13 protein-coding genes are annotated in these 13,506 nt (G+C 63.4%); 2 read left to right on the top strand and 11 right to left on the bottom strand.

What is annotated here, in order from left to right; translation table 11 throughout:
* The first annotated feature begins 92 nt into the window (after positions 1-92).
* A complete protein-coding gene (locus NKH03_RS08395; RefSeq protein WP_352968022.1) occupies positions 93-1,268 on the top strand; it encodes a glycosyltransferase family 4 protein in 1,176 nt (391 codons plus the stop codon).
* Between the two features lie 81 nt (positions 1,269-1,349).
* Here the strand turns inward: NKH03_RS08395 and NKH03_RS08390 are convergent, their stop codons facing one another.
* Together NKH03_RS08390 and NKH03_RS08385 are read right to left on the bottom strand one after the other, a co-directional pair.
* The gene (locus NKH03_RS08390) at positions 1,350-1,925 is read right to left on the bottom strand and encodes a DUF1349 domain-containing protein (RefSeq protein WP_352968021.1); all 576 of its coding nucleotides are present in this window, start codon (positions 1,923-1,925) and stop codon (positions 1,350-1,352) included.
* 73 nt (positions 1,926-1,998) lie between these two features.
* Positions 1,999-3,438 (bottom strand): aldehyde dehydrogenase family protein, encoded by a 1,440-nt coding sequence (locus tag NKH03_RS08385; protein ID WP_352968020.1) that lies wholly within the window; start codon positions 3,436-3,438, stop codon positions 1,999-2,001.
* 264 nt (positions 3,439-3,702) lie between these two features.
* Between NKH03_RS08385 and NKH03_RS08380 the strand changes: the two genes are divergently transcribed.
* Complete coding sequence (locus NKH03_RS08380) at positions 3,703-4,362, top strand: TetR/AcrR family transcriptional regulator (protein WP_352881515.1); 660 nt, start codon at positions 3,703-3,705, stop codon at positions 4,360-4,362.
* Between the two features lie 143 nt (positions 4,363-4,505).
* On the opposite strand, the gene NKH03_RS08375 is transcribed toward NKH03_RS08380, so the two are convergent.
* The 9 genes from NKH03_RS08375 to sfnG form a co-directional block, all read right to left on the bottom strand.
* Positions 4,506-4,991, bottom strand: coding sequence for a hypothetical protein (locus NKH03_RS08375; RefSeq protein ID WP_352968018.1), 486 nt, complete (start codon positions 4,989-4,991; stop codon positions 4,506-4,508).
* Positions 4,992-5,110: 119 nt separating this feature from the next.
* A complete protein-coding gene (msuE, locus tag NKH03_RS08370; RefSeq protein ID WP_352869118.1) occupies positions 5,111-5,671 on the bottom strand; it encodes an FMN reductase in 561 nt (186 codons plus the stop codon).
* A gap of 65 nt (positions 5,672-5,736) precedes the next feature.
* Positions 5,737-6,984, bottom strand: a complete 1,248-nt coding sequence (locus tag NKH03_RS08365; RefSeq protein ID WP_352968017.1) for an SfnB family sulfur acquisition oxidoreductase — start codon at positions 6,982-6,984, stop codon at positions 5,737-5,739.
* 24 nt (positions 6,985-7,008) lie between these two features.
* Positions 7,009-7,815, bottom strand: a complete 807-nt coding sequence (locus NKH03_RS08360; protein WP_352968016.1) for an ABC transporter ATP-binding protein — start codon at positions 7,813-7,815, stop codon at positions 7,009-7,011.
* An 81-nt stretch (positions 7,816-7,896) separates the two neighbouring features.
* Complete coding sequence (locus tag NKH03_RS08355; protein ID WP_352968015.1) at positions 7,897-9,234, bottom strand: ABC transporter substrate-binding protein; 1,338 nt, start codon at positions 9,232-9,234, stop codon at positions 7,897-7,899.
* A gap of 82 nt (positions 9,235-9,316) precedes the next feature.
* The gene (locus NKH03_RS08350; protein WP_352968014.1) at positions 9,317-10,357 is read right to left on the bottom strand and encodes a branched-chain amino acid ABC transporter permease; all 1,041 of its coding nucleotides are present in this window, start codon (positions 10,355-10,357) and stop codon (positions 9,317-9,319) included.
* Between the two features lie 3 nt (positions 10,358-10,360).
* Positions 10,361-11,260 carry a branched-chain amino acid ABC transporter permease gene (locus NKH03_RS08345; RefSeq protein ID WP_352968013.1) on the bottom strand — a complete coding sequence of 300 codons (900 nt, stop codon included), beginning with the start codon at positions 11,258-11,260 and terminating at the stop codon, positions 10,361-10,363.
* Positions 11,257-12,192, bottom strand: a complete 936-nt coding sequence (locus NKH03_RS08340) for an ABC transporter ATP-binding protein (RefSeq protein ID WP_352968012.1) — start codon at positions 12,190-12,192, stop codon at positions 11,257-11,259. The genes NKH03_RS08345 and NKH03_RS08340 overlap by 4 nt, the downstream gene beginning before the upstream one ends.
* 120 nt (positions 12,193-12,312) lie before the next feature.
* A complete protein-coding gene (sfnG, locus tag NKH03_RS08335; protein ID WP_352968011.1) occupies positions 12,313-13,416 on the bottom strand; it encodes a dimethylsulfone monooxygenase SfnG in 1,104 nt (367 codons plus the stop codon).
* Positions 13,417-13,506 lie beyond the last annotated feature (90 nt).

The following is a 13,506-nucleotide window of genomic DNA, read 5'->3' as shown; positions in this document are numbered from 1 at the left end:
TCTGGAATGAAGCCTTTAAAGCAGTGCCTGGTGCAACGTCCCGGGCCCCCGCTTTGAACCCTACTGTTTCCACGCGGAACGCCGAGCGGCGCGTGCTGCTCGTCTCCCACGATCCGGCCTTTCCGCCGACATCCGGCGCTGACCTGAGGAATTACCGCAACGCTGAGGCGGCAACGGAATTCGGCCCGGTCTGCCTGGTGTCGGTGCGGCCGCGGACCGTGGAAGCAGCCGATCCGTCGATCCGTATCGAGGCTTTGTCGATCGAAGGAGAGGCCCGCTCCGGTTCGATCGGGTGGTGGCGCATAAGGGCGGAGCATCGCATTTCGCACGCCGCCTTGACGCGGCTGGAGGCACTGGTCCGGGACTTCCGCCCGGACACCGTGCTGGTCGAGGGTATCGGCCTGTTCAAGCTGCTGCGGCCTTTGCGAGCGCTGACAAGACAGCTCATCCTCGACATGCACAATGTCGAATCCGACCTGGCAGGACAGTTGCGGCGCGCCGATGCGAAGCGACCTGCCATGGCGACGATCAAGCCAAGCCTTGGCATCAGGCGCCTCGAGCGAAAGACGCTTGCCCTTGTCGACAGGGTCTGGGTCTGCTCGGGCCAGGATCGCGAGAGGCTGATGGCCCTCTCGCGGCACACGGTGCCGATCGATGTCGTTCCAAACGGAATTCCCCACGCCGGGCACAGTTCCGAAACGCTACCCGCCGAGCCCGGACCCGGCAATGGCTTTCCGGTGATCCTGTTTATCGGCCATCTCGGCTATCCGCCAAACGTCGATGCCGTCGAGCGGCTAGCCGGCTCCATATTGCCGCGCATCCGACAGGCCTTGCCGGCGGCGACACTGGTTCTCGCTGGACGCAGCCCGAAGCCCGCGGTGCGGGCACTGGCCGGATTGCCTGGCGTGGAACTCGTCGAAGACCCCGAAACCGTGGCGCCGCTCCTGTCCAGGGCGCATCTCAGCATCATGCCGCTTGCGGCAGGCGGCGGCACGCGCATCAAGATTCTGGAGGCGATGGCCTGGGGCGTGCCGGTGATCGCGACGCCGTTGGCGGCCGAGGGTCTGGACCTTACCGACAACGAGGAGTTGCTGCTGTCGGATACCGATGAAGGGCTTGCCGATATGGCTGTCGAACTTTGCCTGGACGCTGACCGCCGGGCACGGCAGCGCATCCGCGCGCATCAAGCGGTTTGGGCCAGGTTCAGCCCGCGTGCCATCCGCAATGCCGTCCGAGCCGGGCTGGGACTGGACGAGGCTGGCGCATGATTTCACCGATCCTTCACCAGACGTGGAAGAGCGACATCGTTCCGCATCGTTTCAGGCCTAACGCTGGAAGCGACGGCAGTGTCAGTCGTGCAATTCCCGCGATATCGGTGGGCCGACCGAAAAGCCGGCGAATGTGACCTCGAAGCCTTCGCGCTGCGGCGAACAGCACATCATGCCGACATCGACCGTCTTCGAGATCGGAAAATAGGCAAGCCGCACCGGCTTCCAGTGGCCGTCGGAAGCATCGAGGTATTGGACGCGGATCGTCTCGGCGTGACGGGTCAACCGGATCCTGACACCGTCGGGACTGGCCGGAATGGTGGCCAGCGACCAGTCGGAGGCATCATTGGTGACGACGACGGAAAAGTACATCACGCCGTGGGTGTATTCGATACCGGCCTTGATCCAATGCGTTTCGCTGAGCCGGACCATCAGCCCGGCTTGATCATAAAGCACCTCGTAGTCGCCTTTGACCGTGACCTCGGCGGTGAAATCGCCCTCGACCTGGCGGTACAGGAAGTGACCGTTGTCGCGCCAGAAACCGTAGAAGGTTTCGCGCCAGAAATCGGTCTCCTTGCCGGTGCGTACACGAACGCTGTCGCCGTCGATGGAATGGTGCGGCGGCGGATTGAGCCAGGTCAGGTCCTGCACTGTCATCGCTTCGCGCCGCTCCAATCTAGAATGTGCCCAATCTTGATGTGCATGGCGGGTTGCCGGCCCGATCGGCCGATCAGCCTGGGAACGTATAGGCGGTTTTCACGGTGGTGTAGAATTCCGCCGCGTAGCGGCCCTGTTCGCGCGGGCCGTAGCTCGAGCCCTTGCGCCCGCCGAAGGGAACATGGAAGTCGACACCCGCCGTCGGCAGATTGACCATCACCATGCCGGCCTCCGAATTGCGCTTGAAGTGGGTGGCGTGCTTGAGGCTCGAGGTGCAGATGCCCGAGGTCAGCCCGAAGGGCGTGTCGTTGGCGACGGAAAGCGCCTCGTCATAGTCCTTGACGCGGATGACGCTGGCGACGGGTCCGAAGATTTCCTCGCGCGAACTGCGCATGGCGTTGGTGGCCTGCGTCAGCAGCGCCGGCCGCAGGTAGAAACCCGCCGTCTTGCGGTCGAGCCGCTCGCCGCCGAAGGCAAGCGTGGCACCTTCCCTGACGCCGATAGCGATATAGTCCTCGTCTTGCTTCAACTGGGTGGCGTCGACGACCGGGCCGATCTGGGTTTGCGCGTCGAGCGCGTCGCCGATGACCAGTTTGCTCATGCGATCCTTGAGAGCTTCGACGAAACGGTCATGAATGGCGTCGGTCACAATCAGCCTGGACGATGCCGTGCAGCGCTGGCCGGTCGAGAAGAAGGCGCCATTGAGCGCGCAATCGACGGCAACCGCGAGGTCGGCATCGTCGAGCACGACCAGCGGGTTCTTGCCACCCATTTCAAGCTGGAACTTGCGCATATGCTCGATGCTTGCCGCGGCGACGCGCTTGCCGGTGCCGACCGAGCCGGTGAAGGTGATGGCGTTGACATCGGGACTGTCGAGCATCGCCTGGCCGACCACCGAACCCTTGCCCATGACGAGATTGAGCACGCCCTTCGGCAGGCCGGCGCGATGCAGGATATCGACGATGGACCAGGCGCTCTCGGGAACCAGTTCGGCCGGCTTGAAGACGACGGTGTTGCCGTGGCACAGCGCCGGCGCGATCTTCCAGGCCGGGATGGCGATCGGGAAATTCCATGGCGTGATGATGCCGACGACGCCGACCGCCTCGCGCGTGATCTCGACGCCGACACCCGGCCGCACGCTCGGCACGACCTCTCCCGCCAGGCGCAATGCTTCACCAGCAAAGAAATCGAAGATTTGGGCGGCGCGAATGGTCTCGCCGATGCCCTCGGCCAGCGTCTTGCCTTCCTCACGTGCCAGGTTGCGGCCGATCTCGTCCTTGCGCGCCATGATCTCGTCCGAGGCTTTTTTCAGCACCGCGTGGCGCGCCAGCGGACCGGAGCGGGACCACGCCGGAAACGCCGCCTTGGCCGCGGCGATCGCCTGTTTGGCCTGCTCGACGCCCGCCGAGGCATAGTCGCCGACGACATCGCCGGTATCGGAGGGATTGATGTTGCGCGAACCGGCCTCGCCGACCCATTCGCCATCGATAAGGTTCTGTCGAAACAGCGTCATGTTCCTATCTCCCTGCTGGTTGGCCGCGCGGCGGCATCTGTCTGAACTGGTATTTGCCAGACAATTGGCTTGCGGGAAAGCACGCACTGATCCAGCAGCCGCGACAAAAAACCCCCTCGCTCGATATGACGCTGCGACGACAGCGCCATATCGATCCCGTCCGGCTAACATCTGTGCCGCACCATTCGGGCCAGGTCGAATTGCTCTGTACATTAGTGTCCATAGCCTTGAGTTGCCTGAGGCAGCATGTCATGCGTCGTGTCGATGGCAGCTCTCGAAACGACGATTCAACGCGCTGGCGCCACCGGCAACATCAAGGCCACTCGCGAAGACTGGCTGAAGCTTGCGCTTGAAACGTTGATCTCGGACGGTGTCGAACGCGTCCGCGTGCTGACGCTTGGCCAGAAGCTCGATGTGTCGCGTTCCAGCTTCTACTGGTATTTCAAGAGCCGGCAGGATCTGCTCGACCAGTTGCTCGACTACTGGCGGCAGACCAACACCAAATTCATCGTCGAACGCGCCAGGCGACCGTCCGCGACCGTCATCCGCGGGGTGATGAGCATTTTCGAATGCTGGGTGGACGAAAGGCTGTTCGATCCGCAGCTGGATTTCGCGATCAGGGCCTGGGCCCGCCGCTCACCTGCCATCCGGCGCGCGCTTGACGAGGCCGACGAGGAGCGCGTCAACGCCATTCGCGACATGTTCATGCGTCATGGCTATGAAGAGGTGAATGCGTTCGTGCGGGCTCGCGTGCTCTATTTCATGCAGATCGGCTATTACTCGCTCGAGCTCAACGAGCCGATGAGCAGCCGGCTGGCTCATGTTGCCTCCTATCTGCGCAGTTTCACTGGCCAGGAACCGTCACCCCGGGACGTCGAGGATTTCTCGCGCTATGTCGAGAAAACCGTTCCTCGCGGCCGGTAGCCATGAAATTGCCGGGGCCCGGCAATTTCATGTGGCAGTGATCGCATCCATATCGACCGTGGTCTCGCGGCCTATCTCTGGACATGGATGGAAATTGCCGCCTGCAACATCGCCGCCGGATCAGCGGATTAGCCGGTGCCCCTTCAGAGCGTGAACGACCAGAACAGGCAGGCCAGCGTCGCGACGGCGAAGACCACGAAAAACAGGCTGCGCAGCAGAACGTTGCGGCGCAGTTCGTTCATGACGAGGTGGCAACCGACGATCGCCGCGGCAAACAGAAACCGCCAGTTCAGCAGCGCCCACACGGCGCTGCCCTGACCGAAAGCCCATCTGGCGGCGAGACAGCCGACGATCGCCGCAAACAGCACGATCACCGTCCAGAAGATCGCGTCGGCGGCATGGGTCAGGACAATGCCGGCCGCCCTGATCGGCAGGATCATCATCAGCATCGCGCTGAAGAAATAGACCGCGGCGATCGGGATGAACACGCCGGCATCGGCGATGCCGTCAAGGCGCCTGACGCCGATCGCGCCATAGGGATAGCCGTGCCTGGCCACGGCCAGGCTCAACGCCATGAGCAAGGCGGTCAGCACGGCGACCAGTGCGAAAGAGGTGAGGGCTTTGCTCATGAGGTTCCTGTCCCAGACGAATCAGACAGGAACAGATGTAGCGTGCGGTCGTAAACCGCGCGTAAGCGAGGGTGCGGTCCTTGCTTATTTCGATCGTGGCGAAATCCGGTGACGGCAGGCTATTCGGCGGCGATCCTGCCCGCCGAGCGGTTGGCCAGCACGAAGCCGACCTCGTCGACCGCCTGCGCCGCACGCTTCAGGATGGCCTCGGAATGCAGCACACCGTCGGTGAAATCCTTGTCGGTGGCATAGACGGCGGTGGGCAACGCAAAAGCCTCGAAGAAGCCGAACAGCGGCCGCAGCTGATGTTCGACGATCAAGGCATGGCGCTCGCCACCGCCGGTCGCCGTCAACACGATGGGCTTGCCCCGCAACGCTGCCGGGTCGATCAGGTCGAAGAAATGCTTGAACAGGCCGGTATAGCTGCCCTTGTAGGTCGGCGACCCGACGACGAGCACGTCGGCGGCGAGGATTTGTTCCAGGATCGTGCGCGCCTGGCCGTCGAGATCGCGGGCCCATCTTGCCGTGCCGAGCGACGGACCGAGATCCTCGATATCATAGGTACTCGCCGACAGGCCGTGACTGGCGGCGATGTCCCTGGCGACCAAATCGACGAAGGCGCGCGTCTTTGACGGCCGGGTGATGTTGCCGGAAAAGCCGACGACTGTTGGGTTTGACATGGCAGTGGGCCTCTCTTGGATGGTCGAAGTTTTGACGCGGCGAGCCGCTCGCCGCCGATGGGAAATCAGCTCCAGGCGTGCAGCGGCGGATTCTCGCCGTTCAGGAAATATTTGCCCAGGATCGCATATTTCCAGCGTACCGGGTCGTGCAGCGTGTGCGTGCGGGCGTTGCGCCAATGCCGGTCGAGATTGTGTTCGGCCAGGGTCGAGCGGGTTCCCGCCAATTCGAACAGCTTGTTCGTCGCGGCGATGGCGATTTCGGTCGACAGGATTTTTGCCTCGGCGGTGACGATCTGGGCATGCGCCACCGTCTCGGCGGTTGGCTCAATCACCGCCCGGTCGATTGCCAGTCCGGCCTTTTCGAGCAGCGCCTGCGCCGCGTGCAGGCGCAGCGTCAGATCGCCGATGGCCTGGATGGTGTAGGGATCGTCCCAGGCGTTGTCGACGCCGCTGTCGATCCAGGCGCGGCTTTTGGTCCTGACGAAACTGACCGTCTCGTCGATCGCCGCCTGGGCGATGCCGGTGTCGACCGCCACCTGGATGATCTGGAAGATGGCGCCGTCGGCGGTCGGCTTGTCGTAGCCCTTGTAGCCAGGCACCAGATGGGTCTTCGGCACCTTGACGTTGTCGATGATGACGGTGCCCGACAGCGTCGTACGCTGGCCGAAGCTTGACCAGTCGTCGATGACCGTCAGGCCAGGTGCGCCACGGTCGGCGATCGCATACCAGGCGCGGCCCTCGTCATCGAGCGCGACGATCGGCACCAGATGCGCCAGCAGCGCGCCGGACGAATAGAATTTCCGGCCATTGACGACCACATGATCGCCGGCGTCGGTGAAGCGGGTCTCGAAATCGGCGGCACGCTTGGAGCCGAACTCTGAAAACGCGTTGCCGAACCGGGTGCCCTTCAGCGCTTCGGCGAACAGCAGCTTCTGCTGATCCTTGTCGGATACGGTGCGGATGGCGGCGACGACGCCGAGATGGTTCTGCGCCACCTGGCCGATCGAGGAATCCGCCGCCGAGATGATCTCGATCACCTTCGCCAGCGTCGCATAAGACACCTCCGGCCCGCCGAATGCCCTGGGCACATTGATCGACCACAGGCCGCTTTGCGAAAACGCATCGAGTTCGGCAACCGGCCAGATCCGCTCGCGGTCTCGTTTGGAGGAGTCCTTGGCGAATTCGGCGGCGAGCGCGTGGGCGATCGCAATCGCCTCGGCGTCGTCCTTGATGATATGCGCCGGCACGGTCGGCCTTGCGACTGGCGGCACGGCGGCGGAAGCTTGGTCGGTCTTGACGGTCGAAACGGTCATTTCACTGCTCCTTGAGATTTCGGTTCAGGCGACGGCATGGAGATGGGATGGTTTGGCGGCGGGCGATGCCTGTTGCCCGGGGGTCGATTGACCGAGATAGAAGGCCCTGATGTCCTCGCGCTGGCGAAGCTCGGCGGCCGCGCCGGAGAGAACGGAGACGCCGTTTTCCAGCACCGTGGCGTGGTCGGCGTATCTGAGGGCAACCGCCGAGTTCTGCTCGGCGACCAGGATCGACAGGCCGGTCTCACGGTTGAGTTTTCTCAAGCTCTGGAAAATGTCCTGGACGATGAGCGGGGCGAGCCCCATCGATGGTTCGTCGAGGACCAGCAGGCGCGGCCGCGACATCAGAGCCCGCCCAATCGCCGTCATCTGCTGTTCGCCGCCCGAGGTCAGGCCGGACAATGTCCGGCGCTTCTCCCTGAGACGCGGAAAATAGCCGTAGATCCGTTCGAGATCCCCGTTGATCTCGGCGCGGCTGCCGCTGCGGCCAATGCCGCCGGCGACCAGGTTTTCCTCGACGGTGAGGCTTTTGAAGCAGTGGCGGCCTTCCAGCACCTGGACCAGCCCGGCACGCACGAGATCGCCCGGCTTGCGGCGCGAGACATCCGAGCCTTCATAGCAGACGGTGCCGGCGTTGACCTGCCCACGTTCGGCCGGCAGCAGGTTGGAAACAGCCTTCAGCGTCGTGGTCTTGCCGGCGCCATTGGCGCCAAGCAATGCCAGGATCTGGCCCCGCCTCAGCTCTAAGCTGACGCCGTGCAACGCCGTGATGGCGTGGTTGTAGGTAGCATGAACCGCGTCCACGGCAAGAATGACGTCATCGTCCGACATAGGCTCTCATTTCCGTGGTTCGATGAACCGAAACAGGCCGGGCGCTACGGAAAGTTGTCCGAAGCGCCCGCCCTTGGCTGATCAGTTGGTTGTCACCGCATCGGCGTCGTCGGCCGTGCGCAGCTTGATGCCCTTCTCGGCCGCATAGGCTTCGGCGGACTTCTCGATGATCGGCCGCAGCAGCGCCCAGTCCGGCGCGATCCAGTCGGAGACGACGTTCCATTTCTTGCCATCCCACTGCTGGAAGGTCACGTAGCCTTCGCCCTCGTGATTGTCCCAGCTGACATTGATCGAGTGGAACAAGTCCTTGGCGCCGAGCGCCTCGACCTTGGCCGGATCAAGCTTGAGGTGCTCGAAGCCCCAGCGGACCTCGTCGCCGGTCAGCGTGCGGTGGCCGAACTTCTCCTGCGCGACGCGGATCGCCTCGACATTGAGGATGCCGTTGACGATGCCGAGGTTGTGGTAGACCGAGCCGATGCGCGACTTGTCTTCCAGATTGCCCTTGCCGGCTTCGTAGACCGTCTTCACGATCTCCTGCACCACCGGGTAGGAGTTGCCGGAAGCCTGGGTGGTGATGGCGGTGTAGCCCTTGGCGGCATCACCGGCCGGGATCACGTCCTCTTCCGAGTTCGACCAGACATTGCCGACGATGTGGTCGACAGGATAGCCGACCTTGACCGCCGTCTTCAGCGCCACCGGGTTCATCACCCCCCAGCCGCGCAGGACGACGAAGTCCGGCTTGGCGCGACGGATCGTCAGCCACTGCGACTGCTGCTCGTTGCCGGGATGCGGCACTTCGATCTGCTGCACGGTGAAGCCGTATTTCTGCGCCAGCAAGTCATAGATCGGGATGGTTTCCTTGCCGTAGGGCGAGCCGTGATAGAGCACGACGATCTTCTTGCCCTTCAGCTTGTCGATGCCGCCTTCCTTGGAGGCGATGTAGTTCACGATGCCCGAGGTCTCGCTGTAGGGATTGAGCAGCAGCGGGAAGACATAGGGGAAGACGCGCCCGTCGGTGGAATCGGTGCGGCCGTGGTTGACGGTGATCAGCGGCACCTTGTCGGCGGTGATGCGGTCGATCATGGCGTAGGCGATGCCCACCGAGAGCGGGTTCCAGGCGGCTGCGGCGGCATGACTCTTCTGCCGCTCGTAGCATTCGACGCCGCGCTCGACCTCGTACTGGGTCTCGCATTCGTCCCAGGTCAGCTTGACGCCGTTGACGCCGCCGTCACGGATGTTGATGAGGTTGAGGTAGTCGATGAAGCCGCCGAAGAAGCCGGTGCCGCCGGCCGCATAGGGCCCGACTCGATAGCTCTGCAGCGGGAAATATTGCTCGTCCGCGTGCGCGGCGGGCAAGGCCACCGACACGATCATCGCCGCGGACAGCGCCGCCGTCTTGATTGTGCTGAGGAAAGTCATGGTCGAGGTACTCCCGGTATGGGCCGTCTTGGGTTCGGCCCCTGTTCATTTTCAGATGTGGTTCATTTTCAAATGCACGGGCTCAAGTCGTCTGCCAGGCGAACAGGAGCCGTCTTCGGAGCCTGTCCCAAAGGGCCACCAGCCCGTCGGGTTCCAGGATCAGAAACAGGATGATGAGCGCGCCCAGCACGATGCGCTGGCTCATGTCGAGCACGCCCGAGTCGAAGAGATCGCCGAGCAGGAAGCCGCCGAGGCGCGACAGGGCGAGCGGGAAGACGACGATGAGGGCGGCGCCGAAGAAAGCGCCGCGAATCGAAGCCAGGCCGCCGATGATGATGATGAACAGGATCTGGAACGACCGATCGAGATCGAAGCCGTCCGGCTCGACGGTCCGCAGATAGGCGAAGGCCCAGATGACCCCGGCAACGCCGATGATGAAGGATGAGATGGCGAAGGCCAGAAGCTTGGTCTTCAGCACCGGGATGCCGATGATGCGGGCCGCGGTTTCATTGTCGCGGATGGCGATGAAGTTGCGCCCGGTCTGGGACGTGACCAGCCGATAGGCAAGGAAGGTCAGCACTGTGACGATGGTCAGCGCGAAGAGATAGCGGCCGACGGCGTCATCCAGAGCGAGCCCGCCGATCGAAAGTCTCGGCGCGTCGATGACGCCGGAAGCCGAGTTGTTGGAGAACCAGCTGAATTTGGTCAGCGCCCATTGCACGAAGAACTGCGCGGCCAAGGTCGAGACCGCGAGATAAAAGCCCTTCAGCCGCAGGCTGGGCAGGCCGAATACGATACCGATCGCGGCCGCGACAATGCCGGCCAGAAAGATGCTGCCGATCAGCGGCAGGCCTTCGATCCTCAGGTTGAAATTGTAGGCGGCGAAGGCGCCCGCCGCCATGAAGGCGGCACTGCCGAGCGAAACCTGGCCGGCATAGCCGGTCAGGATGTTCAAGCCCACGCCGGCGAGGCTGAGCGCCAGGAATGGCAGCAGGATGGCCTCGAACAGATAGCTCGAGCCGATCAGCGGCACGACACCGTAGGCGAAGGCGAGCAGCAGCGCGGGCATGACCCATTTCGGCAGCACCGGCGCGGAGGCGAAATCGCTTGTTATCGCGGTCATCGCTCAGATCCTCTCGACGAGTTTCTGGCCGAACAGGCCGGAAGGGCGGATCAGCAGTAACACGAGCGCTACGACATAGGCGAACCAGCTTTCGATGCCGCCGCCGAAATAGTCGCCGATATAGACCTCGGCGAGCTTCTCGCTGGCGCCGATCAGCAGCCCGCCGACGATGGCGCCGAGGATGGAGTCGAAGCCGCCGAGCACCAGCACCGGCAGCGCCTTCAGCACCACTAGGGACAGCGAGAACTGCACACCGAGGCGTGCGCCCCAGAGCAGTCCCGCCACCAGTGCGACGAGGCCGGCGGCGGCCCAGACGGTCGCCCATATCAGCGGCAGACGCAGGCCAACCGCAAGCGCGGCAAACTGGTCGTCGGCGACGGCACGGAAGGAGAGGCCGATGCGGGTGTAGCGGAAGAACAGCGACAGCAGGAGAACCATGCCGGCGGCAACCACGGCGGCGAAGATGTCGAACTGGCTGATCAGCACGCCGCCGATTTCCAGCGGCACATCCTCGATGCCAAGGTCGAGGCCGTGGACCTGCGTGCCCCAGATCAGTTGGGCGGCGCCCTCGATGATGTAGGACAGGCCGAGCGTCGCCATGAACAGCGTGATCGGCGGCTTGTTGGTGAGCGGCCGCAGCACCGTACGCTCGATTGCGACACCCATCGCCACCATGATGGTGAAGGTGATCACCAGCGCCAGCGCGAACGGAATACCGCGCTCGACAAGGCTGACGAAGGTGAGTGCCGCGAACAACAGCATCGCGCCTTGCGCGAAATTGAGCACGCCCGAGGTCTTGTAGATCAGCACGAAGCCGATCGCGACCAGCGAGTACATGACGCCGGAAAGCAGGCCGCCGACGAGCACTTCGATGAAGAACTGGTAGTCGAAATCGGCGATCATATGCCTGCCCTGTCCACATTGTCCGAGGCGACGCCGAGATAGGCATCGATGACCCGCTGGTCGTTCCTGACTTCATCGGGCGTGGCGTCGGCGATCTTGCGGCCGTAGTCGAGAACGGCGATGCGGTCGGACAGGCCCATGACGACGCCGACATCGTGCTCGATCAACACCACTGATGTGGCGAAGCGGTCGCGCGCGGCGCGGACGAAGGCCGCCATCTCGCTCTTTTCGTTTGCGGTCATGCCGGCCATCGGCTCATCGAGCAAAAGCAGGCGCGGCTCGGCGACCAGTGCACGGGCGAGTTCGACCCGCTTCCGCAGCCCGTAAGGCAGCGTGCCGGCAAGGCGATCGCGAACAGACGTGAGATCAAGGAATTCGAGGATCTGTTCGGCACGGCTGCGCGAGTGGCGCTGCTCGTCGCGCGAGCGGCCGATGCCCAGCACCTGACCGGCAAAGTTGGAGCGGGCCTTGTAGGCGAGGCCTGAAGCTACATTGTCGAGCACGCTGAGGCCTTTGAACAGCGCAAGGTTCTGGAAGGTCCTGGCGACCCCGAGATGCGCCAACCGCTGCGTCGGGACCTGGGCATAAAAAGTACCGTCGAGCTGGACATGGCCGCGATCCGGCCGGTAGACCCCGCTGATGACGTTGATCAGCGAACTCTTGCCGGCGCCGTTCGGGCCGATGATGGCGCGGATCTCGCCGGGACGGACCGACAGGTCGATGTCCGCAAGTGCCACGACGCCGCCGAACGACAGGCCGATGCCTTCCAGCGAAAGCAGCGCAGCGGGTACGCCGGCAACGGAGCCGACCGGCTCGCTATTGTCTTCGGGCTGCTGCTGCGGCCGCGAGCTTGACGGCAGGCCGCGCGCAAAGACCTCCGGTGCATAGGCGGAAGCCTCCATCACTCCTAAGGCATAACTGGGCAGAGGCATTCCAATGTCCTCGATTGCTTCAGCAGGCGCGCAAGTTCCCAGGCCGCCCGATGGATCGAGCGCGCCGGCAAGCTTCACGCGAGTGCTGGCCGGTGCTTGTCCGGCCAGCCTGTGGGGTAACTACTCCGCCGCCAGCGACGCCGCTGCCTCGGCATTTTCCAGCTCGCGGACCAACGGGATGACATGCTTGCCGAAATACTCGACCTCTTCCTGGAAATGCAGGAAGCCGAGCAGGATGAGATCGGCACCGGCGCGCTTCAGGTCGACGATGCGCTCGGCGACTTGCCTTGGCGTGCCGATCAGGTTCGAGCGGAAGCCGTCATTGTACTGGACCAGATCGTCGAAAGAGGATTTCGCCCAATTGCCCTCGCCTTCCGGCGAGGCCTTGCCGGCATTCTTGACCTCGTGGCCAAAGGCGTTGACCGCCTCGGGATTGGCCTTGGCGATGATTTCGGCGAGCACCGCCCTGGCCTCATCCTCGGTCTCGCGGACGACCGCGAAGGCGTTGACGCCGACCTTGACGGAATGGCTGTTGGCCTTCGCCTTGGCCCTGAGATCGTCGACCTGCTTGGATATCTCGGCCGGCGTGTTGCCGTTGGTGAAGTACCAGTCCGAGACGCGCGCGGCCATGTCGCGTGCGGCGCGCGACGAGCCGCCCTGGAATATCTCGGGCAGCGGATGTGGCGGCTTCGGCTTCAGCGAATATTCGTTGAAACGATAGAAGTCGCCTCGGAAGGTGAAGCTGTCTTCTGTCCATATTCCGCGCAGCGCACGAATAAATTCCTCCGAGCGGCGGTAGCGCTCGTCATGGTCGAGCCAATGCTCGCCGATGGCGTGGAATTCGCCGCGGAACCAGCCGGAGACAAGGTTGATCGCGACACGGCCATTGGTCAGATAGCTGATGGTGGCGATCTGCTTTGCTGCCAGCGCCGGATTCCAGGGGCCGGGCAGGATCGCGGCGATGACCTTGAGCGTCGTGGTCGCGGCCAGCAGGTCATGGCTGAACGCCACCGATTCATGCTGTTCGTCGGCGCCGTAGCCGGCGGTGAAACGTATCTGGCTGAGCGCATAGTCGAAGCCGGATTTCTCGGCGATCCGCGCCAGCTTGCGGTTGTACTCGGCCGAATGGTTGGTGCGCTGCTCGATGTTGGAGATCACCAGGCCGCCCGAAACATTCGGCACCCAGTAGGCGAACTTGATCGCGTCGGTTTCTGCGTGTGCCATGAACTGTCTCCCATCCAGGCCGTGTCGTTGATCGCTCCGGTCACGCCGGCTTCCAATATTTATTATGTTTATAGAATATATATACAAAGG

It is taken from the genome of Mesorhizobium sp. M1406 (genome assembly GCF_040317555.1).
Lineage (GTDB): Bacteria > Pseudomonadota > Alphaproteobacteria > Rhizobiales > Rhizobiaceae > Mesorhizobium.
Note: the sequence above shows the minus strand (reverse complement) of the source record. Positions and strands in the feature narration are given on the sequence as shown.